The organism is Nocardioides sp. Root122 (assembly GCF_001425025.1).
Classification (GTDB): Bacteria; Actinomycetota; Actinomycetes; order Propionibacteriales; family Nocardioidaceae; genus Nocardioides.
This window is the reverse complement of sequence record NZ_LMDE01000011.1, coordinates 147,989-171,682: the sequence shown is the minus strand read 5'-3', so window position 1 is coordinate 171,682 and position 23,694 is coordinate 147,989. Positions and strand designations below refer to the sequence as shown.

Genomic DNA, 23,694 nt, shown 5'->3' with positions numbered 1-23,694 from the left:
CATGGCGACGTTCGTCGACGGCCCGGTGCGGGTCACGGTCCCGGCGACCTCGGCCAACCTGGGGCCCGGCTTCGACTCGCTCGGCCTGGCGCTGTCGCTGCGCGACGAGCTCGAGGCCGAGGTGCTGCCCGACGGCCTCGTCGTCGAGGTCGAGGGTGCCGGCGCCGACGGGGTGCCCCGTGACGAGTCGCACCTGGTCGTGCGTGCGATGCGTGCCGCCTTCGAGCTGATGGGTGCCCAGCCGCCGGGGCTGCGGCTCTCGTGCCGCAACGTGATCCCGCACGCCCGCGGGCTGGGGTCGTCGTCGGCTGCGATCGTCGCCGGCGTGGTGCTCGCCCGCGGCCTGGTGGCAGGCGGGCAGCTGCTCGCCTCCGACGAGGCGCTGTTCGACCTCGCTGCCGACCTCGAGGGCCACCCCGACAACGTCGCCCCCGCGTTCTACGGCGGCTTCGTGATCTCCGGCCGCGAGGACGAGCACTGGTACGCCGTGCGCGTCGGGGTCGACCCGCGGATCACCGCGGTCGCCTTCGTCCCGCCGGTCGGGGTCGAGACCTCGGTCGCCCGCGGCCTGCTGCCGCAGAGCGTGCCGCACGCCGATGCGGCCGCGAACTCGGGTCGGGCCGCGCTCCTCGTCGCCGCCCTCGCCGGTCAGCCGGAGCACCTGCTGGCCGCGACGCGCGACTGGCTCCACCAGGACCAGCGCGAGCCCGCGATGCCCGAGACCCTCGCGCTCGTGCGCCGCCTCCGCGCCGACGGCGTACCTGCCGTGGTGTCCGGCGCCGGCCCGACGGTGCTGGCCTTCGGCGCGGCCGACACCTCGAGCCTGAGGGCGCGCTGCCCCGACGGCTGGGCGTGCCACGACCTGACGGTCGAGCCGGCCGGCGCCGTCCTGGCGTGAGATCGGCCGCGCTGCGCCACCTGCCCACGGGCCCCTGCTAACCTGACGGCGCGCCGTTCGGCGCACCCGCCCGTCCGGCCCCTGGATCTCCCTCTGGATTGCCCACTGGAACTCCAGGACGGCTGAGCGCCGGGCGACACCCATCCGCCTCGCGGGCCGCTCGACGGTCACCGCAGGCGACGCAACGTGTGAAGGACTCACGTGACCGAGACCCCCTCGAAGGCGCCCCGCAAGGCTGCCTCGAAGTCCGCCGGCCTCAGCTCGATGCTGCTGGCCGACCTCAAGTCGATGGCCGGCGGCCTGGGCATCGCCGGCGCCGGCTCGATGAAGAAGGCCCAGCTCGTCGACGCCATCAAGGCGGCCCAGTCCGGCGGTGGCGCTCCGGCGCCCACCTCGACGCCGGACCAGGCGCCGGCTGCCGGTGACCGGCCCGCAGCAGCCGCCACGGGCGGGACCGAGACGGCTCCTGCCGAGCAGCCTGCCCCGCAGACGACCGTACGCACCCGCACCCGCAAGCAGCGCCAGGCCGAACGTGCCGAGCAGTCCGACCCGGGCACACAGTCCGACCCGCGCGAGCAGTCCGAGCAGAGCGACCGGGGCGACAAGTCCGACCAGGGCGACCAGTCCGACCAGGGCGAGCAGGCCGACCAGGGCCGGTCGGCACGGCAGGACCGCCAGCAGCAGGGCCAGCGCAACGAGCGCAAGGCCGAGCAGCGCGCTGAGCAGAAGGACGAGTCCCAGAAGGACGACCAGCAGAAGCCCGAGCAGAAGTCCGAGCAGAAGTCCGAGCAGAAGTCGGACCGGAACGAGCAGAAGCAGGGCCAGCAGAAGCAGGCCAACCAGGGCAAGCAGAACCAGAACCAGGGTCAGCAGAACCAGCAGAACCAGGGCCAGCAGAACCAGGGCCAGCAGAACCAGGCGCAGCACCCCGACGACGACGAGGACGGCGAGGGCGGCAGCCGCCGCAACCGCCGCCGCCGTGGCCGGGACCGCGAGCGCACGGTCGTGCGCTCCGGCGGGCGCAACGAGCCCGACACCACGATCCTCGAGGACGACGTCCTGGTCCCCGCAGCGGGCATCCTCGACGTCCTCGACAACTGCGCCTTCGTGCGGACCTCGGGCTACCTGCCGGGTCCCGAGGACGTCTACCTCTCCCTGTCGATGGTGCGGAAGTACCACCTGCGCCGCGGTGATGCCGTCGTCGGGCAGGTACGCCAGCCGCGTGAGGGCGAGCGGCGGGAGAAGTTCAACCCGATGGTGCGCATCGACAGCGTCAACGGCACCGAGGCCGACGGCGCCAAGGAGCGCCCGCACTTCGCCGACGCCGTCCCGGTGCACCCGCACCAGCGGCTGCGTCTCACGACGGACGACGCGAACCTCATCGGTCGGGTGATCGACATCGCGGCTCCGGTCGGCAAGGGCCAGCGCGGTCTCGTGCTCACCCCGCCGCGCACCGGAGCGACGACGCTCCTGCAGTCGGTGGCCCAGTCGGTCACGGCCAACAACCCCGAGTGCCACGTGATGGTGGTGCTCGTCGACACCCGGCCCGAGGAGGTCACCGACTTCCAGCGCGCGGTGAAGGGCGAGGTCGTCGCCTCGACGTTCGACCGCCAGCCGGCCGACCACACCCTGGTCGCCGAGCTCGCGATCGAGCGCGCGAAGCGGCTCGTCGAGCTCGGCCACGACGTGGTCGTGCTGCTCGACTCCCTGACCCGGCTCGGCCGCGCCTACAACCTCGCGGCCCCGGCCAACGGACGGGTGCTGGGCGGGGTCGTCGACGCCTCCGCGGTCCACCCGACCAAGGAGTTCTTCGGCGCCGCGCGCACCATCGAGGACGGCGGCTCGCTGACCATCCTGGCCACCGTGACGGTGGGCACCGGGTCGGCGACCGACGAGTTCTTCCTGGAGGAGCTGGCGGGCACGGCCAACTCGGAGCTGGTGCTCAGTGCTGAGCGGGCGGCCAAGGGGATCGTCCCGGCCGTGGACGTCGCAGCCTCGGGCACCCGCCACGAGGAGAAGCTGCTGGCGCCGGCCGAGGGCGCGGTCGTCGGCGACCTGCGCAAGCAGCTCGCGGCCGCGGACTCCCAGCAGGCCGTCGTGAAGGTCATCGGCAGGCGCTGAGGACCACCCGCCGACCGGGTGCTCCCCGCGGGGAACACACGGATTGGCGCCGTTGTTCAGACCGGTGGCACACTTGTGCGTCGGTTCCGGTTCACGTCCTTGCATCCGCGCGGGACGACCCGGAGCAATCGAGAGGAAGACCATGAAGAAGGACACCCACCCCGACTACGTCGAGACCCAGGTCACCTGCACCTGTGGCGCGTCGTTCACCACCCGTAGCACCGCGACCTCCGGCTCGATCCACGCCGATGTCTGCTCGCAGTGCCACCCGTTCTACACCGGCAAGCAGAAGATCCTCGACACCGGCGGCCGCGTCGCCCGCTTCGAGGCCCGCTACGCCAAGAAGGCTGCTGAGTCCAAGTAGTCCACGTCAGGCGCCGGTCGCCCGCACTTCGCGGGTGGCCGGCGCCTTGTCGTCTGTCCGGGCACCGGGGGATCAGGAGGAGGAGCGATGTTCGAGGCCGTCGAGGGGATGCGCGAGGAGCACGCCGAGCTCGAGCAGCGCCTTGCCCTGCCCGAGACCCATGCCGACCAGCGCCTGGCCAAGCAGCTCAACCAGCGCTACGCCGAGCTCACCGCGGTCGTCACCACGTGGCAGGACTGGCAGCAGCTCGGCGACGACATCGAGGCCGCGCGCGAGCTCGGCGCCGACGACCCCGCGTTCGCCCAGGAGGCCGAGGAGCTCGCGGTGCGCCGCGAGGTGGCGGGGGAGCGGCTGCGCCGCCTCCTCGTGCCGCGCGACCCGACCGACGGCAAGGACGCCCTGCTGGAGATCAAGTCGGGCGAGGGCGGCGAGGAGTCGGCGCTGTTCGCCGGCGACCTGCTGCGGATGTACTCCCGCTACGCCGAGGGCCGCGGCTGGAGCGTGGAGGTGCTCGACGCCACCGAGTCCGACCTCGGGGGCTACAAGTCGGTGACCGCCGCGGTGAAGGCGAAGGGGACCGTCGAGCCCGGCCAGGCGCCGTACGCGCTGCTGAAGTTCGAGGGCGGTGTGCACCGGGTGCAACGCGTCCCGGTCACCGAGTCGCAGGGCCGCGTCCACACCTCCGCCGCGGGCGTCCTCGTGATGCCCGAGGCCGAGCAGGTCGACGTCACGATCGACGACAACGACCTCCGCATCGACGTCTTCCGCTCCAGCGGCCCCGGCGGCCAGAGCGTCAACACGACCGACTCGGCCGTGCGGATCACGCACCTGCCGACCGGCATCGTGGCGAGCTGCCAGAACGAGAAGAGCCAGCTGCAGAACAAGGAGTCGGCGATGCGGATCCTCCGCGCCCGGCTGCTGCAGGTCGCCCAGGACGCGGCCGACGCCGAGGCCAGCGAGGCGCGCCGCTCGCAGGTGCGCACCGTCGACCGCTCCGAGCGGATCCGCACCTACAACTTCCCGGAGAACCGGATCTCCGACCACCGCACCGGCTACAAGTCCTACAACCTCGACCAGGTGCTCGACGGCGACCTCCAGCCGGTGCTCGACTCGTGCGTCGAGACCGACATGGCCGCCCGGCTGGCCGCGCTGGAGGGCTGAGTGCGCGCGCGTGTGGCTCGACGCGACGCTGCGGCCCGGCTGCGGGAGGCGGGCGTCGCCTCCCCGGAGCGCGACGCCGACCTGCTGCTGGCCCACGTCCTGGGCGTGCCGCTCGGCCGCCTCCCGCTCGTCGACGACCTCGACGGGGAGGCGCAGGAGCAGTACGACGCCCTCCTGGCGCGCCGTGCGGTCCGCGAGCCGCTGCAGCACCTGACCGGCAGCGCGGCGTTCCGCCATGTCGAGCTGGCCGTCGGTCCCGGTGTCTTCGTGCCCCGTCCGGAGACCGAGCTGCTCGCCGGCTGGGCGATCGAGCGTGCAGGCGCCCTCGGTCGTCCCGCGGTGGTGGTCGACCTCTGCACCGGCTCGGGCGCCATCGCCAGGGCGGTCGCCGACGAGGTCCCCGACGCCGAGGTCCACGCGGTCGAGCTCGACGAGGGAGCCCTGGCCTGGGCCGAGCGCAACCTCAGCGGCACCGGTGTGGACCTGCGCCACGGAGACCTGGCCACCGCGTTCGACGACCTCTGCGGCACCGTCGACGTCGTGGTGTGCAACCCGCCCTACATCCCGCTCGAGGCTTGGGAGTCGGTCGCCGCGGAGGCCCGCGACCACGACCCGCACCTCGCCCTGTTCTCCGGCCAGGACGGGCTCGACGCCATCCGCGTCCTCGAGCAGCGCGCTGCCCTGCTGCTGCGGCCCGGGGGAGTGGTCGGTGCCGAGCACGCGGACGTCCAGGGCGAGTCCGCCCCGGGGGTCTTCGCCTCGACCGGGCGCTGGCTCGACGTGGCCGACCACCGCGACCTCGCGGGTCGACCCCGCTATCTGACCGCGCGACTGGCACGATGAGCGCCGTGGACAGGCTTGCGACCTCGACCGAGGAGGAGCGGGAGGCGGCGGTGAGCGCCGCGGCTGCCGCCGTACGACGTGGACAGCTGGTGGTGATCCCGACGGACACCGTCTACGGCATCGCCGCCGACGCGTTCTCCCACGACGCCGTCAAGGGACTGCTCGAGGCGAAGGGACGCGGCCGTGACATGCCGCCGCCCGTGCTCGTCTCGGCGGCCACCACCCTCGACGCGCTGGCCGAGGGCGTGCCCACGTGGGCACGCACCCTCGTGGAGCAGTTCTGGCCCGGCCCGCTGACCCTCGTCTGCCGCCAGCAGGCCTCGCTGATGTGGGACCTGGGGGAGACCCGGGGCACCGTCGCGGTGCGGATGCCCGACGACGAGGTCGCGCTCGCGGTCCTCGAGCGCACCGGCCCGCTCGCCGTCAGCTCGGCCAACCTGACCGGACGCCCCGCCGCGACCGATGCCGACCAGGCCGAGGAGATGCTCGGCGACGCCGTGGCCGTCATCGTCGACGCCGGCACGTCGCCCGGTGGGGAGGCGTCCACGATCATCGACGTCACGGTCCCCGAGGGCCGCGTGCTGCGGCTCGGCGCCCTGTCCCTCGACGTGCTCAACGCCGCGATCGAGGAGCACGGCGTCGTGCTGACGGACGAGGGCTAGGCCGCGTGCGGGAGTACCTCCTCGTCTTCCTGGTCGCCCTGTCGGTGACCTACCTGCTCACCGTCATCGCCCGGGAGATCGCGCTGCGCACCGGCGCCGTCGCCGCGGTCCGCGACCGCGACGTGCACGCGGAGCCGATCCCCTACCTGGGCGGGCTCGCCATGCTCGGCGGGCTGGCCGCGGCGTACCTGGTGGCGACCCACCTGCCCTTCCTGTCCAGGAGCGACTACTTCGTCTTCGACGACGCGCGCAACGTCGTGGTGGCGGGGGCGATGATCTGCGCCCTCGGCGTCCTCGACGACATCTTCGACCTCGATGCGCTCACCAAGCTCGGCGGACAGGTCCTGGTCGCCGGGTTCCTCGTCACCCAGGGCGTGCGGTTCTGGTGGTTCCCCAACACCCAGGGGGAGCTGTTCTCGCTCGACAGCTCCCAGGCCGCACTGCTGACCCTGCTGCTGGTGATCGGCACGATGAACGCGGTGAACTTCGTGGACGGGCTCGACGGCCTGGCGGCGGGCGTGGTCGGCATCGGCGCCGCCGCGTTCTTCCTGTACTGCTACACGTTGACGGCCACCAACAACCTCAACCTCGCCACCACTGGTGCCCTGCTGAGCGCGGCGCTGGCCGGCGCCTGTGCCGGCTTCCTGCCGCACAACTTCCACCCGGCCCGCCTCTTCATGGGCGACTCCGGCTCGATGCTCATCGGCCTGGTGCTGTCGGGGAGCGTGCTGACCATGTCCGGCCAGTTCCCCGCCGCCGACGTGAGCAGCGAGGGCAACGCCGTCTTCGTGACGGTCCTGCCGGTCCTGCTGCCGATCTCGTTGCTGATGGTGCCGATGGTCGACATGGTGCTCGCGGTGGTGCGTCGCACGCGCGCGGGTCGCTCGCCGATGAGCGCGGACAAGCAGCACCTGCACCACCGGCTCCTCGAGATCGGGCACTCCCAGCGCCGGGCCGTCCTGATCATGTGGACCTGGGCGTTCACGCTCGCCACGGGTGCGGTGCTCGTCAGCCTCTACGACGACCCGCTGGTGTGGATCGGCCTCGGCTCGATGCTGGCGCTCGCCGTGGCGATGACCTTCGTGCTCCCCAAGCTGCACCGCCCGTCCAAGACCGGTCTCGGCGACACCGGCCTGCCGCAGAACGCCGTGGTCGAGGGTCGCGCGGGGGACGTGGATGAGGCATCGTCAGACCCGCAGCACGAGCCCGAGGAGCACCTGCCCGGACCCTGATTGGAGGGGGTCCGGGACTTTGTGATAGTTTTCACGAGCAGTCAGAGACCGCCCCACAACGGACAGGCCGCCGCCATGACGACCGAGTCGACGCAGGACACCCGGACCGGGTTCCCCCCGCTCCTCGGTGCGCTGGCTGCAGGTGCCGCCGCGGTCCTCGTGCTCGTCGGGGCCGCCGCGCTGGTCGACGACCGCGCCGCCGTGGTCGGCGCCGCCGGCGGGGGAGTGCTGACGCTCGCCGTGTTTGCAGCCGGGACCGCCGTGGTGACGGTCGTGGCGCGGCTGATGCCGTCCGCCTCGCTGCTCGTCGCGCTCATGACGTACGCCCTGCAGCTCCTCGTGCTGGCGCTCTGCATCGCCGCCATCGAGCGTGCCGGCGTGAGCGACGCGGACCTCTCGCGGGGCTGGTTCGCCGCCGCCGTGATCGCAGTGACGCTGCTCTGGGTGACCGGCCAGCTGGTGGCGGCCACGCGCCAGCGGATCCCGGTCTACGACCTGCCCTCCGAGACCTCTCCCGAGACCTCTCCCAGCGACGCGTTGGTGGACCACCCCGGGGGTGAGCGATGACCGAATCCGCTGCTAGTGTGCGGACCGCGATGGCTCGACAGCTTCCCCCGACGGCCGGACCCGACGACACCCCCAAGGGCGACCCCTGGCACGCCTTCGGCTACATCGTCTCGGGTGTGGGCGTCTACGGTCTCGCTGGCTGGGCGCTCGACCGGTGGCTCGGCACGGACTTCCTCGTGGCGATCGGCATCCTCGTCGGTGCCGGCTTCGGGATCTACATGACATACGCACGGTTCAACAAGGCAAGCCAGTAGGAGACTGACTCGATGTTCGGCACCACGATGGCTGCGTCCGGAGGCGAATTCGTCGCTCCGGGGCCCAACAGCTTCGACTTCTCCAAGCAGGCGCTGTTCCACATCGGTGACACCGCCGTCACCAAGCCCATGGTCCAGCTGGTCCTCGGCGCGCTCGTCGTCTTCGTCTTCTTCTACGCCGCGTTCCGCCGCGCCACCCTCGTGCCGGGCCGCCTGCAGTTCGCCGGCGAGAGCGCCTACGGCATGGTCCGCAACTCGATCGGCCGCGACATCATCGGCAGCCACGACTTCATCAAGTTCGTCCCCTACCTGGTGACGCTCTTCTTCTTCATCCTCATCAACAACGCCTTCGCCTCGATCCCGGGCATCCAGTTCCCGACCTTCTCGCGTGCCTCGATGGCCTACGCGCTGGCCGCGCTGAGCTGGCTCATCTACAACGGCGTGGGCATCAAGAAGCACGGGCTCCTCGGCTACCTCAAGCTGCAGAGCGTCCCGAGCGGCGTGAGCCCGGTGATGTACCCCCTCCTGGTGCCGCTCGAGTTCTTCTCCAACATCCTGGTCCGCCCGGTCACGCTGGCGCTGCGTCTGTTCGCCAACATGTTCGCCGGCCACCTCCTGCTCATCCTGTTCTCCACCGGTGGCCTGTTCCTGCTGGAGTACGGCGGCATCGGCTACGTCGCCGGCCCGCTCGCCTGGGTCCTCGCCATCGCGATCTCGTTCCTCGAGCTCCTGGTGCAGTTCCTGCAGGCCTACGTCTTCACCCTGCTCAACGCGATGTACATCTCCGGCGCCCTCGCCGACGAGCACTGAGCCCCGCGCTCAGCGCCCCCTCGATCTGCACCACCCCTACCTGAAGTAGCACCAACCGAAAGGAAACTGCCGTGGACGGCAACCTCAACATGATCGGCTACGGACTTGCGGCCATCGGCCCGGGTGTCGGTATCGGCCTGATCTTCGCGGCGTACATCTCCGGCGTCGCCCGTCAGCCCGAGGCCCAGAGCCGCCTCCAGTCGATCGCCATCCTGGGCTTCGCCCTCGCCGAGGCGCTCGCCATCATCGGTATCGCGCTCGCGTTCGTCCTCTGACACGACCCGCTTGCACGACTGACGAAGGACTGCCATGCAGAATCTGATCTTCCTCGCGGAAGGATCCGAGCCCACCGAGGGCGGCCACGCCCCGGAGAACCCGCTCGGCTTCGTGCCCGTCGAGGCCGCCCTGTCGCTGGTCGTCTTCGGCCTGCTGCTGTTCCTCATCTGGAAGTTCGTGGCTCCGCGCTTCGAGCAGACCTTCGCCGAGCGCACGCAGGCGATCGAGGGCGGCATCGCCGCGGCCGAGTCCAAGCAGGCCGAGGCCGACGCCAGGCTCGCCGAGCTGGAGAAGCAGCTCGCCGACGCGCGGCACGAGGCGGCGCGCATCCGTGAGGAGGCGCGCGAGCAGGGTGCCCAGATCGTGGCGGAGATGCGCGAGTCGGCCCAGGCCGAGTCCAGCCGCATCGTCGAGCACGGCAAGACGCAGATCGAGGCCGAGCGCCAGCAGGCGGTCACCTCCCTCCGCGCCGAGGTCGGCGCGCTCGCGACCGGTCTCGCCGGGCGCATCGTGGGCGAGAGCCTCGAGGACGAGGCTCGCCAGAGCCGCGTGGTCGAGCGCTTCCTCGCCGACCTGGAGGCCAGCAACGGCACCACGTCGGGGAGCGTCAACTGATGATGCGAGGTGCGTCCGCAGACGCCTACGCCGCGGCAGCCGGTGTGCTGCCCGGCACGGGTGACCTGCGCCAGGTGGGCCAGGACCTGTTCGGTACGGCGGACCTGTTCCGCGCCGAGCCGGGCCTGCGCCGGATCGCCACTGACGTCTCCGTCCTCGGCGAGGCCAAGGCCGGCCTGCTCCGCGAGGTGCTGTCCGGCAAGGTGTCCGGCGAGGCCCTCGAGGTGGTCACCACTGCCGTGGCCCACCGCTGGACCTCGGCGCGGGACCTCGCCGACGCCCTCGAGCAGCTGGGCGTGGTCGCCGTCGTCCGGTCAGCTGCCGACCAGGCCGACAGGCTCGAGGACGAGCTGTTCGCGGTCAACCAGCTCGTGCAGGGCAGCCCGGAGCTCCGCGACGCGCTCTCCGACCCGGCACGCAGCCGGGCCGACAAGGTCGCCCTCGTGAGCGACCTGCTGTCCGACAAGACGCTGCCGGCGACCGTCTCGCTGGTCCAGCAGTCCCTCTCGGGCAGCCACCGCACCGTGGGTGCGGCGCTGACCGAGTACCAGAAGGTGGCCGCGGAGGTCCGCGAGCAGCGGGTCGCCACGGTGCGCGTCGCCCGGCCCCTGGCCGAGACCGACCGCGAGCGCCTGCAGGCCGTGCTCTCGCGCACCTACGGCCGCACGGTCCACCTCAACGTCGTCGTCGACCCCGAGGTCATCGGCGGCATCCGGGTCGACATCGGTGACGACGTCATCGACGGGACGGTCGCGAGCCGCCTCGACGACGCCGGGCGCAAGCTCGCCGGCTGACCAGCACCACGCAGCGACACCCCAGACCCAGCAAGAACTTTCGAGCAGACCCAGAGAAACAGGTGAGTGAAATGACGGAGCTGTCCATCCGTCCGGACGAGATCCGGGACGCGCTTCAGCGCTTCGTGTCGGACTACAAGCCCGAGTCGGCGACCACGGAAGAGGTCGGCACCGTCGCGGAGGCCGCTGACGGCATCGCCCGCGTGAGCGGACTGCCCTCGGTCATGGCCAACGAGCTGCTCGAGTTCGAGGACGGCACGCTGGGCATCGCCCTGAACCTCGACACCCGCGAGATCGGTGTCGTCGTCCTGGGTGACTTCGACAAGATCGAGGAGGGCCAGGTCGTGCGCCGCACGGGCGAGATCCTCTCGGTCCCCGTCGGTGACGGCTACCTCGGCCGCGTGGTCGACCCGCTCGGCACCGCGATCGACGGTCTCGGCGAGATCACCCCGCTCGAGGGCCGCCGCGCGCTGGAGCTCCAGGCTCCGGGCGTGATGGTGCGCAAGTCGGTGCACGAGCCCCTCGCGACCGGCATCAAGGCCATCGACGCCCTGACGCCCATCGGCCGCGGCCAGCGCCAGCTCATCATCGGTGACCGCTCGACGGGCAAGACGACGATCGCCATCGACACGATCATCAACCAGAAGCAGAATTGGGAGTCCGGCGACCCGGACAAGCAGGTGCGCTGCATCTACGTCGCGATCGGCCAGAAGGGCTCGACCATCGCCGCCGTGCGTGGCGCCCTCGAGGAGGCCGGCGCGCTCGAGTACACGACCATCGTGGCCTCGCCCGCGTCCGACTCCGCCGGCTTCAAGTACCTCGCCCCCTACACCGGCTCGGCCATTGGCCAGCACTGGATGTACGAGGGCAAGCACGTCCTGATCGTGTTCGACGACCTGACCAAGCAGGCCGAGGCCTACCGCGCCGTGTCGCTGCTGCTGCGTCGCCCGCCGGGCCGCGAGGCCTACCCCGGCGACGTGTTCTACCTGCACAGCCGGCTCCTCGAGCGCTGCGCGAAGCTCTCCGACGAGATGGGCAAGGGCTCGATGACGGGCCTGCCGATCATCGAGACCAAGGCCAACGACGTCTCGGCGTTCATCCCGACCAACGTCATCTCGATCACCGACGGCCAGATCTTCCTGCAGTCCGACCTGTTCGCGGCCAACCAGCGCCCGGCGATCGACGTGGGTGTCTCGGTCTCGCGCGTGGGTGGCTCAGCGATGACGAAGGCCATGAAGGCCGTCACCGGATCGCTCAAGGTCGACCTGGCGCAGTTCCGCGCCATGGAGGCCTTCGCGATGTTCGCCTCCGACCTCGACGCGGCCTCGCGCCAGCAGCTCGACCGTGGCCAGCGCCTGATGGCGCTGCTCAAGCAGCCGCAGTACTCGCCGTACCCGGTCGAGGAGATGACGGTCTCGCTGTGGACGGGCACCTCGGGCCGGCTCGACAACGTGCCGACCGACGACGTGCTGCGCTTCGAGAACGAGTTCCTCGACTACCTGCGTCGCAGCCACGAGGGCATCCTCGCCGGCATCCGCGAGAGCCTGAAGTTCGAGGACTCGACCGAGGACCAGCTCGCGTCGGCCTACGACTCCTTCCTCGACCAGTTCGAGACTTCCGACGGCCAGAACATCAAGGCCGGCAAGGAAGAGCACGTCGCTCTCGAGGACGAGGACGTCGAGCAGGAGCAGATCGTCAAGCAGAAGCGGGGCTGACGCCATGGCTCTCTCGGTACGCGAGTACCGCGCGCGGATCAAGTCGACGGAGTCGATGAAGAAGATCACGCGTGCCATGGAGCTCATCGCCGCGTCCCGGATCATCAAGGCGCAGCAGCGGGCCCAGGCCGCGGCTCCCTACGCCCGTGAGCTGACCCGAGCGGTGTCGGCCGTGGCGACGTTCTCCAACGTCGACCACGCCCTCACCCTCGAGCCGGAGAACCCGAAGAAGGCGGCGATCCTCATCGTCACCTCCGACCGTGGTCTCGCCGGCGCCTACTCCTCGAGCGTGCTCAAGGAGGCCGAGCGGCTCATCGAGAAGCTCAAGGGCGAGGGCAAGGAGGTCGACCTCTACGTCTCCGGACGCAAGGGCGAGGCCTACTTCAAGTTCCGCCAGCGCGCGGTCGTCCAGGCGTGGACCGGCTTCTCCGACCAGCCGACCTACGACGTCGCGGCCGAGATCGGCGCGACGCTGATCGCGGCGTTCCTCGCCGACGTGGAGGACAGCGAGTCCGACGTGCGGGCGGTCGATGAGGTCCACGTGGTCTACACGCGGTTCCGCTCGATGCTCAGCCAGGAGCCGACCGCCGTACGACTCCTGCCGCTGGAGGTCGTCGAGGGCACTGAGGCCCCCGCCAAGGCCGACGTGCTGCCGCTCTACGAGTTCGAGCCGTCCCCCTCGGAGGTGCTCGACTCCCTGCTCCCGCGCTACGTCCAGAGCCGGATCTTCTTCGCCCTGCTGCAGGCGGCCGCCTCCGAGCTGGCCGCTCGCCAGAAGGCGATGAAGTCCGCCACGGACAACGCCGACGAGCTCATCAAGAAGTACAAGCGCATCGCCAACCAGGCCCGCCAGGCCGGCATTACCCAAGAGATCAGCGAGATCGTCGGTGGCGTCAACGCCCTTGCCGACGCCCAAGCCGGGAGTGAGTGAACATGACTGCCACTGTTGAAGAGACGACCACCGAGAGCAAGGGCGGCGCCGTCGGCCGCATTGCCCGGGTCATCGGCCCCGTCGTGGACATCGAGTTCCCGACCGGCTCGATGCCCGCCATCTACAACGCCCTGACCTGCGAGTTCGAGCTGAGCGGCGAGACCAAGTCGATCATCCTCGAGGTCGCCCAGCACATCGGCGACGGCATGGTCCGCGCCATCTCGATGAAGCCCACCGACGGGCTGGTGCGAGGCGGCCAGGTCACCGACACGGGAGAGTCGATCACGGTCCCCGTGGGCGACGCGACCCTCGGTCACGTGTTCAACACCACCGGCGACGTCCTCAACCTCGAGGAGGGCGAGACCTTCGAGCCCGCCGAGCGGTGGGGCATCCACCGCAAGGCACCTGCCTTCGACCAGCTGGAGTCGAAGACCCAGATGTTCGAGACCGGCATCAAGGTCATCGACCTCCTCACCCCCTACGTCCAGGGCGGCAAGATCGGCCTGTTCGGTGGTGCCGGCGTCGGCAAGACCGTGCTCATCCAGGAGATGATCGCCCGTGTCGCCAAGGACCACGGTGGTGTGTCGGTGTTCGCCGGTGTCGGCGAGCGGACCCGCGAGGGCAACGACCTCATCGTCGAGATGGAGGAGGCCGGCGTCCTCGGCCAGACCGCCCTCGTCTTCGGCCAGATGGACGAGCCGCCGGGGACGCGCCTGCGCGTCGCCCTGTCGGCCCTGACGATGGCGGAGTACTTCCGTGACGTGCAGCAGAAGGACGTGCTGCTCTTCATCGACAACATCTTCCGCTTCACCCAGGCTGGCTCCGAGGTGTCCACGCTGCTGGGGCGGATGCCGTCCGCGGTGGGCTACCAGCCCAACCTCGCCGACGAGATGGGCCAGCTGCAGGAGCGCATCACCTCGACGCGAGGTCACTCGATCACGTCGCTGCAGGCGATCTACGTGCCTGCGGACGACTACACGGACCCGGCCCCGGCCACGACGTTCGCGCACCTTGACGCCACCACCGAGCTCTCGCGAGAGATCGCCTCGCTCGGCATCTACCCGGCCGTGGACCCGCTCACCTCGACCTCGCGGATCCTCGACCCGCAGTACATCGGCGAGGACCACTACCGGTGCGCGATCCGCGTGAAGCAGATCCTCCAGCGCAACAAGGAGCTCCAGGACATCATCGCGATCCTCGGTGTCGACGAGCTCTCCGAGGAGGACAAGATCATCGTCTCCCGCGCCCGTCGCATCCAGCGGTTCCTGTCGCAGAACACCTACGTCGCCAAGCAGTTCACCGGCATCGAGGGTTCGACCGTCCCGGTGGCCGACACCATCGAGGCATTCAACAAGATCGCTGACGGCGAGTACGACCACGTGGCCGAGCAGGCCTTCTTCATGTGCGGCGGTCTGGACGACGTCGAGCAGAAGTGGGCCGAGATCCAGAAGAGCCTCTGATGGCTGACCTGTCGACCGACAAGGTCCTCCAGGTCGAGCTGGTCGCTGCCGACCGGCTCGTCTGGTCGGGCCAGGCCACCATGGTCATCGCCCGCACGACCGAGGGCGACGTCGGCATCCTCCCCAACCACGCGCCGCTGCTCTCCTCGATCATCGAGGGTGTCGTCGACGTGCAGACGGTCGAGGGTGAGACCTGGGTCGCGGCGGTCGACGCCGGCTTCCTGTCGGTGGCCGACAACCGCGTCTCGATCCTCTCCGAGCGGGCCGAGATGTCGCACGAGATCGACCTGGAGAAGGCGCGCCAGGACCTCGAGCGGGCCAAGGAGTCCGGCGAGAACGACGACGCCGCCGAGGAGGCCGTACGCCGCGCCGAGGCACGTATCCGTGCCGCGGAACGGGCCTCCTGACGGGTCCTCCCGCACGACCGCTAGGGTGAGCGCACGAACCACACGGTTCGTGCGCTCACCTTTTTTCTGTCGGCGTGTGGAGGGTGTGGATGCCGGTCTGGGAGTGGATGCTCGACGGCGTCGGGCTCGCCCTTCTGCTGGCCCTGCTCTACGGAGTCTCCCTGATCGTCCGGCGCCGGTTCCTGGCGCGCAACGGCGGCACGTTCGAGCTCAGCTACCGTGCGCGCACCGACCACCCCGGTCGCGGCTGGCTGCTCGGCATCGGCCGCTACTCCGGTCAGTCCCTGGAGTGGTTCCGGATCTTCTCGCTGTCCCCGCGGCCCAAGCGGGTCTGGGCACGTCAGCACCTCGAGTACTCCGGGCGCCGTGCGCCCGCCGGCGCCGAGGAGATGTCGCTCTACGACGGCCACCTGGTGGCGTCGTGCCACTACGCCGGCGAGCCACTCGAGATCGCGATGAGCGAGGCCTCGTTGACCGGCTTCCAGGCGTGGCTCGAGTCGGGTCCGCCGGGCACTGACTGGAACCGCCGCTGAGCCGTCCGCCCGGGTGCGTCAGGCCGGGCCGGTCGAGTCGCCGATCCGCAGCTCGACGGGCAGCACGACGTCGTCGACGTGCTCGCCGGCGATGCGCGCCAGCGCCGCCTGGGCCGTCGTACGCCCCTTCTCGGCGATGGGCTGCACGACCGTGGTCAGCGCCAGGTCGAGCCACGGCGTCGGCACGCCGTCGAAGCCGGCGACGCTGAGGTCGCCGGGCACGGACAGTCCGCGCCTCCTGGCCTCGAGGACGACCCCGGCAGCCTGCACGTCGCTCTGGCACACGATCGCGGTCACGTCCGGGGAGGTGTCCAGGAAGGCCGAGACGAGGTCCTGCGCCGCCGCGAGGTCGCTCGCGCACTCCCCGACGACGCGCACGTCGGGGAACACCTGCCGGATGCCGGCCTCGCGCTCGCGCTGGGGATGCGACTGCTCGAGGGTCACCAGCGCCACCCGGCGGTGGCCGAGGTCGTGGAGGTGGGCGGCGAGGGCAGCGGACCCCGCACGGTGCTCCACGTCGATGAAGGTGGTGCCGGGCCACGCCGGTCCCTCGACGACGACCAGGGGGACGTCCCGCGCGACGAGGTCGTCGTAGGGCCCCCACCCGTGCTCGCGTCCGCACAAGTCGTAGATGACCGCGTCGAGGGGGAGCCGGGCGTGGCCCTCGTCGTCGCCCATCAGCAGCAGGCCCATGCCGGCGCTGCCGAGCACCTCGGAGACGGCGTCGAGCATCGGCAGCGCGGCCGGGTCGCGGAAGGCCGTGCTGAGCTGGCCGACGGCGATGCCGACCACGCCGCTGCGGCCCTGCCGCAGGTTGCGGGCGAGGGGGTTGGGCCCGGAGTAGCCGAGCGCGGAGGCCGCGGCGAGGACGCGGGCACGGGTGGCCTCGGAGACGGGCTTGTTGCCCGAGAACGCCAGCGACGCCGTCGACAGCGAGACCCCGGCGGCGGCGGCCACGTCGGCCAGGGTGGGCGCGCGGGACCCCGAGCGAGTTGGACCGGACACGGGGGAGACGTTAGCATCGAAACGATTCGATATCGACACGTCCCGGGCGCCGGCGACGTGACCCCGCGAGGAGAGCCCGTGCCCACCCTGACTGCCGCCCGCAACGCCGTCGGGCTGTCGTTCTTCCTGAACGGCCTCGTGTTCTCCAGCTGGGTATCGCGCATCCCGGAGGTCAGGTCGAGCTTCGACCTCTCCAACGGCGGGCTCGGCCTGGTGCTGCTGGCCATCGCGCTGGGCTCCGTGCTGGCGCTCCCGACGAGCGGCGCCCTCATCAACCGGTGGGGCACCGTGCGCATCGTGCGCTTCGGCGCTGCCGCGGCCACCCTGGGGATGCTGGTCGCGGCTCTGGGCCTGGGTCACGTGCTGGCCGTGACGGTCGGCGGGCTCTTCGTCTACGGCCTCGGCATCGGCGTGTGGGACGTGGCGATGAACGTCGAGGGGGCCGAGGTCGAGCGTGGCCTGCGACGCACCGTGATGCCCCGGTTCCACGCCGGCTTCAGCGCCGGCACGGTGGTCGGCGCGCTGCTGGGCGCCCTGCTGATCGAGCTCTCCGTGCCGTCGTCGGTGCACCTCGTCGTCATCGTGCTGGTCGCGGTGCTCCTGGTCATCCGCACCTCCCCGTCGTTCCTGCCGGTCGCCGAGGCCCACGAGGAGCAGGGCGTCTCGGCCGCACGCGCCTGGCTCGAGCCCCGGACCCTGCTCATCGGCGTGATGGTGCTCGCCCTCGCGATGACCGAGGGCACCGCCAACGACTGGCTGGCGGTCGCCCTCGTCGACGGCCACGACGTCTCCCACGCGGTGGGCGTGGCCGGCTTCGCCGTCTTCGTGCTCGCCATGACCGTGGGCCGCTTCCTCGGGACCGGGCTGATCGACCGGTTCGGACGGGTGGCCGTGCTCTGGAGCACCATGGCCCTCGCGGGCGCCGGCGTGCTGCTGATCGTGTTCGCCGACCAGCCGGCCCTCGTCGTCCTCGGCATCGTGCTGTGGGGCGTCGGTGCGTCCCTCGGCTTCCCGGTCGGGATGAGCGCCGCGGCCGACGACCCGGTCCGCGCCGCGTCGCGCGTGAGCGTGGTCTCGACGATCGGCTACGCCGCCTTCCTGGCCGGGCCGCCGTTCCTCGGCTTCGTCGGCGACCAGGTCGGCACGCTCAAGGCGCTGCTGGTCGTCGCCGTGCTGCTGATGCCCGCCGCGCTCGTGGTGCCGTCGGCCCGCGAGCAGCGGAGCCCGGCCGCCGCAGCGCGCTAGGAGTCACCCCGGGCGGAGGCGGCACGAAGCGCCGACGGGGACGCAGGTGACCCGGGTCGTGCGGTCACCTGTCGAGGTTCAGCGGCGGGCGCGCTTGTCGGCGTACATCGCGGCGTCGGCCTTGGCCTCGGTCTCGGTGATCGTCCCCGCCTGCTCCAGCGTCGCTGCGCCGATGCTCGCGGAGAGTCCGACGGCGGCGAGCTCCTCGCGCAGCCGCTTGACGAGGTGGGTGACCCCGCCGGCCGTGGTCTGCGGGCAGAGGACGGCGAACTCGTCGCCCCCCAGCCGGGCCACCACGTCGGTGCGCCGGCAGGACGTCCGGACCACGGTGGCCATGTGTTGCAGCAGCGCGTCGCCGGCTGCGTGGCCCTCGTGGTCGTTGACCTGCTTGAGCCCGTCGACATCGAGGACCACGATGCTCGCCTGGTCCCCCAGCCGGTGGTGGCGGGCCTCCTCGACCTCGCACGCCCGGCGCCAGGCCGGACGGTTGCGCAGGCCGGTCAGCACGTCGGTCTCGGCCTCCTGCAGGGTCGCCTCGAGCTGGCGCGAGAGCCAGACCCCCTGGGCGTCGAGGTTGCGGACCACGGACAGCATCTGGCCGAGCAGCTCCAGCTGGGGCTCGAGGTCGGCGAACGCGTCGCCCCGCACCGAGGTGTCGATGCCGCACACCGTGCCGAAGAGCGTGTTGTCCTCGTTGAAGAGCGGGATGCCGACATAGCTGGCGACGGAGAGGTCACGTGCCGCCGTGTTCCCGGCGTACTGCGGGACCTGCGACACGTCGGGGACGACCCGCGGGCCGCCCCGCTCCCACATGGAGTGGCAGAGCGACTCCTTCCACGAGGGGCCGTCGCCGACGGCGAGGTCCAGCTCGTTGGGAGTGACGTCGAGGTAGACCTGCCGCCCGTCGATCACCCGCGAGACGGTCCAGAAGTCCATCGGCACCTGCTCCTGGAGGTAGTCCAGCACCAGGCGGGAAGCTTCGTCGAAGGTCGACACCCCGACCAAGGGGGGCATCGTTGACCTCGCCGCCGAGGCGAAGGTGGGCTGCGCGGACACGTCTGTCTCCTCCGAGATTGATCAGGACCGGTCCGCACCATTGTGGGACACGTGCCACCGGTCCCGGGCGGGAATCCGATGGTGTGACGAGGTCAGCGCTCGCCGCCGGGCACCCACAGCACGTCGCCGTTCTCGCGGTTGGCGTGGCGGGCGAGGATGAAGAGCAGGTCGGAGAGGCGGTTGAGGTAGGTGATCGCCAGCGGGTTCATGCTCGCCTCGTGCTCCTCCCACGCCGCCCAGGCGGCCCGCTCGGCACGGCGTACGACGGTGCGCGCGACGTGGAGGTGGGCGGCGCCGACGCTGCCCCCGTTGAGGATGAACGACCGCAGCGCGGGGAGCGACTCGTTGTAGTGGTCGCACCAGGCCTCGAGCCGGTCCACGTAGTCCTGCTCGACGCGCAGCGGGGGGTACTTCGGGTCGGGGACGACCGGCGTGGACAGGTCGGCGCCCACGTCGAAGAGGTCGTTCTGGATCCGCGTCAGCACGGTGACGACGTCGTCCCCGAGACTGCCGTCCACGGCGCTGTGCGCCACCGCCACCCCGATGTGGGCGTTGCCCTCGTCGACGCACGCGTAGGCCTCCAGGCGCAGGTCGGTCTTCCCCGTCTCGCTCATGTCGCCGAGCCGGGTCCGGCCGGCGTCGCCGGTGCGGGTGTAGATGCGCGTCAGGTTGACCATGCGGCGGAGCCTACTTGGCGGGGACTCGCCGAAAAGGTGAGGCATCGATGCAACCCGATGGGGTACACATGCGTCGTAGGAGTGACAGCGGTCACGGGCCTGGCGTCGGGGGACGTCAGTGAGGAGCACCAGATGGACATCGTCTCGGACGGGAACATCCTGGTCCTGCACGGCGCGTTCGACGTGCGCAGCACGTGGGAGGTCCGCAACGCGATCTACGAGCACCTCGAGGGCCGTGACGACCTGGTCATCGACATGACCGAGGTGTCGACGATCGACCTGACCGCCCTGCGCCTGCTCGCGGTGGCCACCAGGCACGCGTGGCTGAGCGGCCACCACCTCACCGTGCGCAACCCCGGCCCGGCCGTGCGCCGGATGGCCCACCTCGCCCGCCTGGCCCACGCCATCGAGGTCGAGCGGGTCGCCGCCACCGCCTGAGCCTGAGGCATCCGTCACACGTCCAGCCCGGTGACTCCCGGGTAACCGCGTCCTACCCTGTCGCCATGAGCGACACCGATCGGCCCGCCAAGGACCGCCCCTGGGTGATGCGCACGTACGCCGGCCACTCCACGGCCGAGGCGTCCAACGCGCTCTACCGCACCAACCTTGCCAAGGGCCAGACCGGGCTCAGCGTGGCGTTCGACCTGCCCACCCAGACCGGCTACGACCCGGACAGCCCGCTCAGCCGGGGTGAGGTCGGCAAGGTCGGCGTCCCCGTCCCGCACCTGGGCGAGATGCGCAAGCTGTTCGCCGACATCCCGCTCACCGGGATGAACACCTCCATGACGATCAACGCGACCGCGATGTGGCTGCTCGCGATGTACCAGGTCGTCGCCGAGGAGCAGAACCCCGACCTCACGCCCGACGAAGTCGCCCACCAGCTCGCCGGCACCACGCAGAACGACATCATCAAGGAGTACCTCTCCCGGGGGACCTACGTCTTCGGTCCCGAGGCGTCCCTGCGCCTGATCGCCGACATGATCGCCTACACGGTCCACGAGATCCCGAAGTGGAACCCCATCAACATCTGCAGCTACCACCTGCAGGAGGCCGGCGCGACGCCGGTGCAGGAGCTGGCCTACTCACTCTGCACCGCGATCGCCGTGCTCGACCAGGTCAAGGCGTCCGGACAGGTCTCCGACGACGACTTCGAGAAGGTCGTCGGCCGCATCTCCTTCTTCGTCAACGCCGGCGTGCGGTTCATCGAGGAGACCTGCAAGATGCGGGCCTTCGTCCAGCTGTGGGACGAGATCACCCGCGAGCGCTACGGCGTCACCGACCCCAAGATGCGCCGGTTCCGTTACGGCGTGCAGGTCAACTCGCTCGGCCTGACCGAGGCGCAGCCGGAGAACAACGTGCAACGGATCGTGCTCGAGATGCTCGGCGTGACGCTGTCGAAGGACGCCCGCGCCCGCGCGGTGCAGCTGCCTGCCTGGAACGAGGCCCTCGGGCTGCCCCGCCCGTGGGACCAGCAGTGGTCGCTGCGGTTCCAGCAGGTCCTCGCCTTCGAGTCCGACCTGCTGGAGTACGACGACATCTTCGCCGGTAGCCACGTCATCGAGGCCAAGGTCGCCGAGCTCGTCGAGGGTGCCAGGGCCGAGATCGACCGGGTGCAGGAGATGGGCGGCGCGATCGCCGCTGTCGAGTCCGGTTACATGAAGCAGAACCTCGTCTCGGCCCACGCCGCCCGCCGGGCGCGCATCGAGTCGGGCGAGGAGGTCATCGTCGGCGTGAACAGGTTCGAGACGACCGAGCCGTCGCCGCTGACCGCCGACCTGGACGGCGCGATCATGGCCGCGGACCCGGCTGCCGAGCAGTCCGCGCTCGACTCCGTCGCGGCCTGGAAGGCGCAGCGGGACGAGGCCGAGGTCGCCGCGGCACTGCAGGCCCTGGCCGAGGCCGCCACGACCGACGCCAACCTGATGCACCCCACGCTGGTGGCCGCTCGCGCTGGCGCGACGACGGGGGAGTGGGCGGGCACGCTCCGTGAGGTCTTCGGCGAGTTCCGCGCGCCCACCGGCGTCTCCGGCGCCGTCGGCGTCGCCGACGCGGGCGCCGAGCTCAGCGCGGTGCGTGAGCGGGTCAGGGCGACCGGCGAGGAGCTGGGCGGCCGCCTGCGCGTGCTGGTGGGCAAGCCGGGTCTCGACGGGCACTCCAACGGGGCCGAGCAGGTCGCCGTGCGGGCACGCGACGCGGGCTTCGAGGTCATCTACCAGGGCATCCGTCTCACCCCGGAGCAGATCGTCGCCGCCGCCGTGGCCGAGGACGTGCACCTGGTCGGACTGTCGATCCTGTCCGGCTCGCACATGGAGCTGGTGCCCGACGTCCTCGACGGCCTGGAGGCCGCTGGGCTCGGCGACCTGCCCGTCATCGTCGGCGGCATCATCCCGGCGTCCGACGCCAAGGCGCTGATCGAGCGGGGTGTCGCCGCGGTCTACACGCCCAAGGACTTCGGCCTCACCGAGATCATGGGCGGCTTCGTCGACGTCATCCGCAAGGCCAACGGCCTGGACTGACCTGCTGGCAGACTCTCGCCCATGCCCACCTCCGAGCAGCGCGTCATCGTGGTCGGGGCCGGCGTGGTCGGGTTGACGTGTGCCGTCCGGCTGCTCGAGGCCGGCCACCGCGTCGACGTGGTGGCGCGCGACCTGCCGTTGGAGACGACGTCGGCGATCGCGGCGGCGGTGTGGTCGCCGTACGCGAAGCCGCAGGAGCACGTGGTGCGCTGGGCGCGGTCGGCGTACGACGTCTTCGCGACGCTGTGCGAGGACGAGTCGAGCGGCGTCGTGATGCGCACCGGCACCGAGCTGTTCCGCGAGGCCGGCGGTGACGTCTGGTGGCGCGACGCGCTGCCGCCGGGCGCCGGCCCGGACCAGGAGACGAGCCTGCCGTCCGGCTACGCATCGGGGCTGACCATGCGGACCCCTGTGGTCGAGATGCCGGTCTACCTTCGTTGGCTCGCCGCCCGTGTCGAGGCGCTGGGCGGCACGATCACCCGGATGAACCTCTCCGCCCTGCCCGACACCGACGCCATGGTCGTCAACGCGAGCGGCATCGGGTCGCGGCTGCTCGGGGCCGACCACACCGTGGCGCCGGTGCGCGGACAGGTCGTGCTGGTCGAGCAGGTGGGGCTCGACCACTGGTGGATCGAGTCGGAGACGCCGACCTACATCGTGCCGCGCAGCAGGGACGTCGTGCTCGGTGGGACCGCGATCGAGGCGGAGTGGAGCCGGACGCCGGACCCGGCCACCGCCCGGACGATCCTCGAGCGGGCCGCGCGGATCGAACCGCGTCTCGCCGGCGCCCGCGTCCTGCGCCACAAGGTCGGCCTCCGGCCCAGTCGCGCCACGGTGCGGCTGGAGCGCGAGGACGACGTCATCCACTGCTACGGGCACGGCGGTTGCGGCGTGACGGTGAGCTGGGGCTGTGCCGATGACGTGGTGGAGCTGGCCCGTGGGTGACCTGCAGTGTCCTGCCCGGGTCTTCGTGGCGCGCCACGGTGAGGCCCTCTACGAGAGCGAGCTGCTCAGCGACTCCGGTGGGTGGCTGAGCCCGGTCGGGCGGGAGCAGTCCCGCGGACTGGGTTCACGCCTGGCCGCCGAGCGGATCGCCGCGGTCTGGTCGAGCCCCATGGCGCGAGCAGTCCAGACCGCCGAGCTCGCGGCCGGGGTGCTCGGCGTCGACGTCGTCGTGCGCGAGGGGCTGCGGGAGTTCAGCGTCGGCGACCACGCCGGCGGGACCGGTGACCCCGATCCCTTCCGGGAGACCTTCGCCGCCTGGCTGGCCGGCGACCTCGACGCGCGTGTCCCGGGTGCGGAGAGTGGCGCAGAGGTGATCGGTCGTGTGTCCGCGGTGCTCGAGGAGGTCGCGGACACGCACCGTGGGGAGGGGGTGCTCGTGATCAGCCACGGTGGCGCGATCTGCACGACCGTGCCCGCGCTGGCCACCAACCTGCCGCCCGACCACGGTCATCGGCGCCCGCTGGCCAACTGCGCGGTGGTCGCCCTCGAGGCGGACGCCGACGGGTGGGTCGCCCGCTCGTGGGCGGGCATGCCGGTGGGCTGACGG

General features: G+C 71.1%; 26 protein-coding genes. 23 read left to right on the top strand and 3 right to left on the bottom strand.

Going from position 1 to position 23,694, the window contains the following annotated elements; all coding sequences use genetic code 11:
* The first annotated feature begins 1 nt into the window (after position 1).
* The 18 genes from thrB to ASC64_RS13505 all read left to right on the top strand — a co-directional run bounded on the left by thrB (position 2) and on the right by ASC64_RS13505 (position 15,643).
* A complete protein-coding gene (thrB, locus tag ASC64_RS13590) occupies positions 2–898 on the top strand; it encodes a homoserine kinase (RefSeq protein ID WP_056908078.1) in 897 nt (298 codons plus the stop codon).
* A gap of 201 nt (positions 899–1,099) precedes the next feature.
* A complete protein-coding gene (gene rho, locus ASC64_RS13585; RefSeq protein WP_082550476.1) occupies positions 1,100–3,019 on the top strand; it encodes a transcription termination factor Rho in 1,920 nt (639 codons plus the stop codon).
* 142 nt (positions 3,020–3,161) lie between these two features.
* Positions 3,162–3,383 carry a 50S ribosomal protein L31 gene (rpmE, locus tag ASC64_RS13580; RefSeq protein WP_056908077.1) on the top strand — a complete coding sequence of 74 codons (222 nt, stop codon included), beginning with the start codon at positions 3,162–3,164 and terminating at the stop codon, positions 3,381–3,383.
* Between the two features lie 87 nt (positions 3,384–3,470).
* The gene (prfA, locus tag ASC64_RS13575) at positions 3,471–4,544 is read left to right on the top strand and encodes a peptide chain release factor 1 (RefSeq protein ID WP_056908076.1); all 1,074 of its coding nucleotides are present in this window, start codon (positions 3,471–3,473) and stop codon (positions 4,542–4,544) included.
* Between the two features lie 12 nt (positions 4,545–4,556).
* A complete protein-coding gene (gene prmC / locus ASC64_RS13570; protein WP_235563748.1) occupies positions 4,557–5,387 on the top strand; it encodes a peptide chain release factor N(5)-glutamine methyltransferase in 831 nt (276 codons plus the stop codon).
* Positions 5,384–6,049 carry an L-threonylcarbamoyladenylate synthase gene (locus tag ASC64_RS13565; protein WP_056908074.1) on the top strand — a complete coding sequence of 222 codons (666 nt, stop codon included), beginning with the start codon at positions 5,384–5,386 and terminating at the stop codon, positions 6,047–6,049. Before prmC ends, ASC64_RS13565 begins: the two co-directional genes overlap by 4 nt.
* Positions 6,050–6,054: 5 nt before the next feature.
* Positions 6,055–7,281, top strand: coding sequence for an MraY family glycosyltransferase (locus tag ASC64_RS13560; RefSeq protein WP_082550475.1), 1,227 nt, complete (start codon positions 6,055–6,057; stop codon positions 7,279–7,281).
* 75 nt (positions 7,282–7,356) lie between these two features.
* Positions 7,357–7,848: a hypothetical protein gene (locus ASC64_RS13555; RefSeq protein WP_056908073.1), complete on the top strand. Its 492-nt coding sequence runs from the start codon at positions 7,357–7,359 to the stop codon at positions 7,846–7,848.
* Between the two features lie 29 nt (positions 7,849–7,877).
* Entirely contained in the window at positions 7,878–8,102 is a 225-nt protein-coding gene (locus ASC64_RS13550; RefSeq protein ID WP_156385193.1) for an AtpZ/AtpI family protein, read from the top strand.
* A 12-nt stretch (positions 8,103–8,114) separates the two neighbouring features.
* On the top strand, positions 8,115–8,912 hold the full coding sequence (gene atpB / locus ASC64_RS13545; protein ID WP_082550474.1) for a F0F1 ATP synthase subunit A: 798 nt from the start codon (positions 8,115–8,117) through the stop codon (positions 8,910–8,912).
* A 71-nt stretch (positions 8,913–8,983) separates the two neighbouring features.
* On the top strand, positions 8,984–9,187 hold the full coding sequence (gene atpE, locus ASC64_RS13540; RefSeq protein ID WP_056908071.1) for an ATP synthase F0 subunit C: 204 nt from the start codon (positions 8,984–8,986) through the stop codon (positions 9,185–9,187).
* 34 nt (positions 9,188–9,221) lie between these two features.
* A complete protein-coding gene (locus tag ASC64_RS13535; RefSeq protein ID WP_056908070.1) occupies positions 9,222–9,803 on the top strand; it encodes a F0F1 ATP synthase subunit B in 582 nt (193 codons plus the stop codon).
* Positions 9,803–10,597, top strand: coding sequence for a F0F1 ATP synthase subunit delta (locus ASC64_RS13530; protein ID WP_056908069.1), 795 nt, complete (start codon positions 9,803–9,805; stop codon positions 10,595–10,597). The genes ASC64_RS13535 and ASC64_RS13530 overlap by 1 nt, the downstream gene beginning before the upstream one ends.
* Before the next feature lie 71 nt (positions 10,598–10,668).
* The gene (gene atpA / locus ASC64_RS13525) at positions 10,669–12,312 is read left to right on the top strand and encodes a F0F1 ATP synthase subunit alpha (protein ID WP_056908068.1); all 1,644 of its coding nucleotides are present in this window, start codon (positions 10,669–10,671) and stop codon (positions 12,310–12,312) included.
* 4 nt (positions 12,313–12,316) lie between these two features.
* Entirely contained in the window at positions 12,317–13,243 is a 927-nt protein-coding gene (locus ASC64_RS13520; RefSeq protein ID WP_056908067.1) for a F0F1 ATP synthase subunit gamma, read from the top strand.
* Between the two features lie 2 nt (positions 13,244–13,245).
* Entirely contained in the window at positions 13,246–14,703 is a 1,458-nt protein-coding gene (atpD, locus tag ASC64_RS13515; protein ID WP_056908066.1) for a F0F1 ATP synthase subunit beta, read from the top strand.
* Entirely contained in the window at positions 14,703–15,110 is a 408-nt protein-coding gene (locus ASC64_RS13510; RefSeq protein WP_056908065.1) for a F0F1 ATP synthase subunit epsilon, read from the top strand. The genes atpD and ASC64_RS13510 overlap by 1 nt, the downstream gene beginning before the upstream one ends.
* 89 nt (positions 15,111–15,199) lie before the next feature.
* Positions 15,200–15,643, top strand: a complete 444-nt coding sequence (locus tag ASC64_RS13505; protein ID WP_056908064.1) for a DUF2550 domain-containing protein — start codon at positions 15,200–15,202, stop codon at positions 15,641–15,643.
* Positions 15,644–15,661: 18 nt separating this feature from the next.
* Here ASC64_RS13505 and ASC64_RS13500 read toward each other — a convergent pair whose 3' ends face one another.
* Complete coding sequence (locus ASC64_RS13500; protein WP_056908063.1) at positions 15,662–16,648, bottom strand: LacI family DNA-binding transcriptional regulator; 987 nt, start codon at positions 16,646–16,648, stop codon at positions 15,662–15,664.
* Positions 16,649–16,726: 78 nt separating this feature from the next.
* On the opposite strand from ASC64_RS13500, the gene ASC64_RS13495 reads away from it, so the two are divergent.
* The gene (locus tag ASC64_RS13495; RefSeq protein WP_082550472.1) at positions 16,727–17,893 is read left to right on the top strand and encodes an MFS transporter; all 1,167 of its coding nucleotides are present in this window, start codon (positions 16,727–16,729) and stop codon (positions 17,891–17,893) included.
* A 78-nt stretch (positions 17,894–17,971) separates the two neighbouring features.
* Here the strand turns inward: ASC64_RS13495 and ASC64_RS13490 are convergent, their stop codons facing one another.
* Both ASC64_RS13490 and ASC64_RS13485 read right to left on the bottom strand, forming a co-directional pair.
* Positions 17,972–18,949, bottom strand: a complete 978-nt coding sequence (locus ASC64_RS13490) for a sensor domain-containing diguanylate cyclase (protein WP_082550471.1) — start codon at positions 18,947–18,949, stop codon at positions 17,972–17,974.
* Positions 18,950–19,041: 92 nt separating this feature from the next.
* Positions 19,042–19,626: a cob(I)yrinic acid a,c-diamide adenosyltransferase gene (locus tag ASC64_RS13485; protein ID WP_056908060.1), complete on the bottom strand. Its 585-nt coding sequence runs from the start codon at positions 19,624–19,626 to the stop codon at positions 19,042–19,044.
* Between the two features lie 132 nt (positions 19,627–19,758).
* Between ASC64_RS13485 and ASC64_RS13480 the strand changes: the two genes are divergently transcribed.
* From ASC64_RS13480 to ASC64_RS13465, 4 genes are all read left to right on the top strand, one after another.
* A complete protein-coding gene (locus tag ASC64_RS13480) occupies positions 19,759–20,064 on the top strand; it encodes an STAS domain-containing protein (protein WP_056908059.1) in 306 nt (101 codons plus the stop codon).
* Between the two features lie 65 nt (positions 20,065–20,129).
* The gene (locus tag ASC64_RS13475) at positions 20,130–22,142 is read left to right on the top strand and encodes a protein meaA (RefSeq protein ID WP_056908058.1); all 2,013 of its coding nucleotides are present in this window, start codon (positions 20,130–20,132) and stop codon (positions 22,140–22,142) included.
* 21 nt (positions 22,143–22,163) lie between these two features.
* Positions 22,164–23,087: an FAD-dependent oxidoreductase gene (locus ASC64_RS13470; protein ID WP_056908057.1), complete on the top strand. Its 924-nt coding sequence runs from the start codon at positions 22,164–22,166 to the stop codon at positions 23,085–23,087.
* Positions 23,080–23,691: a histidine phosphatase family protein gene (locus ASC64_RS13465; RefSeq protein WP_056908056.1), complete on the top strand. Its 612-nt coding sequence runs from the start codon at positions 23,080–23,082 to the stop codon at positions 23,689–23,691. The genes ASC64_RS13470 and ASC64_RS13465 overlap by 8 nt, the downstream gene beginning before the upstream one ends.
* Positions 23,692–23,694: the final 3 nt, after the last annotated feature.

What these genes read in the sequence shown, in the direction of transcription:
- thrB (WP_056908078.1), top strand. Translation starts at nt 2, where the DNA reads ATGGCGACGTTCGTCGACGGCCCGGTGCGGGTCACGGTCCCGGCGACC.
- rpmE (WP_056908077.1), top strand. Translation starts at nt 3,162, where the DNA reads ATGAAGAAGGACACCCACCCCGACTACGTCGAGACCCAGGTCACCTGC.
- prfA (WP_056908076.1), top strand. Translation starts at nt 3,471, where the DNA reads ATGTTCGAGGCCGTCGAGGGGATGCGCGAGGAGCACGCCGAGCTCGAG.
- ASC64_RS13565 (WP_056908074.1), top strand. Translation starts at nt 5,384, where the DNA reads ATGAGCGCCGTGGACAGGCTTGCGACCTCGACCGAGGAGGAGCGGGAG.
- ASC64_RS13555 (WP_056908073.1), top strand. Translation starts at nt 7,357, where the DNA reads ATGACGACCGAGTCGACGCAGGACACCCGGACCGGGTTCCCCCCGCTC.
- ASC64_RS13550 (WP_156385193.1), top strand. Translation starts at nt 7,878, where the DNA reads ATGGCTCGACAGCTTCCCCCGACGGCCGGACCCGACGACACCCCCAAG.
- atpB (WP_082550474.1), top strand. Translation starts at nt 8,115, where the DNA reads ATGTTCGGCACCACGATGGCTGCGTCCGGAGGCGAATTCGTCGCTCCG.
- ASC64_RS13535 (WP_056908070.1), top strand. Translation starts at nt 9,222, where the DNA reads ATGCAGAATCTGATCTTCCTCGCGGAAGGATCCGAGCCCACCGAGGGC.
- ASC64_RS13530 (WP_056908069.1), top strand. Translation starts at nt 9,803, where the DNA reads ATGATGCGAGGTGCGTCCGCAGACGCCTACGCCGCGGCAGCCGGTGTG.
- atpA (WP_056908068.1), top strand. Translation starts at nt 10,669, where the DNA reads ATGACGGAGCTGTCCATCCGTCCGGACGAGATCCGGGACGCGCTTCAG.
- ASC64_RS13520 (WP_056908067.1), top strand. Translation starts at nt 12,317, where the DNA reads ATGGCTCTCTCGGTACGCGAGTACCGCGCGCGGATCAAGTCGACGGAG.
- atpD (WP_056908066.1), top strand. Translation starts at nt 13,246, where the DNA reads ATGACTGCCACTGTTGAAGAGACGACCACCGAGAGCAAGGGCGGCGCC.
- ASC64_RS13510 (WP_056908065.1), top strand. Translation starts at nt 14,703, where the DNA reads ATGGCTGACCTGTCGACCGACAAGGTCCTCCAGGTCGAGCTGGTCGCT.
- ASC64_RS13505 (WP_056908064.1), top strand. Translation starts at nt 15,200, where the DNA reads ATGCCGGTCTGGGAGTGGATGCTCGACGGCGTCGGGCTCGCCCTTCTG.
- ASC64_RS13485 (WP_056908060.1), bottom strand. Translation starts at nt 19,626, where the DNA reads ATGGTCAACCTGACGCGCATCTACACCCGCACCGGCGACGCCGGCCGG.
- ASC64_RS13480 (WP_056908059.1), top strand. Translation starts at nt 19,759, where the DNA reads ATGGACATCGTCTCGGACGGGAACATCCTGGTCCTGCACGGCGCGTTC.
- ASC64_RS13475 (WP_056908058.1), top strand. Translation starts at nt 20,130, where the DNA reads ATGAGCGACACCGATCGGCCCGCCAAGGACCGCCCCTGGGTGATGCGC.
- ASC64_RS13470 (WP_056908057.1), top strand. Translation starts at nt 22,164, where the DNA reads ATGCCCACCTCCGAGCAGCGCGTCATCGTGGTCGGGGCCGGCGTGGTC.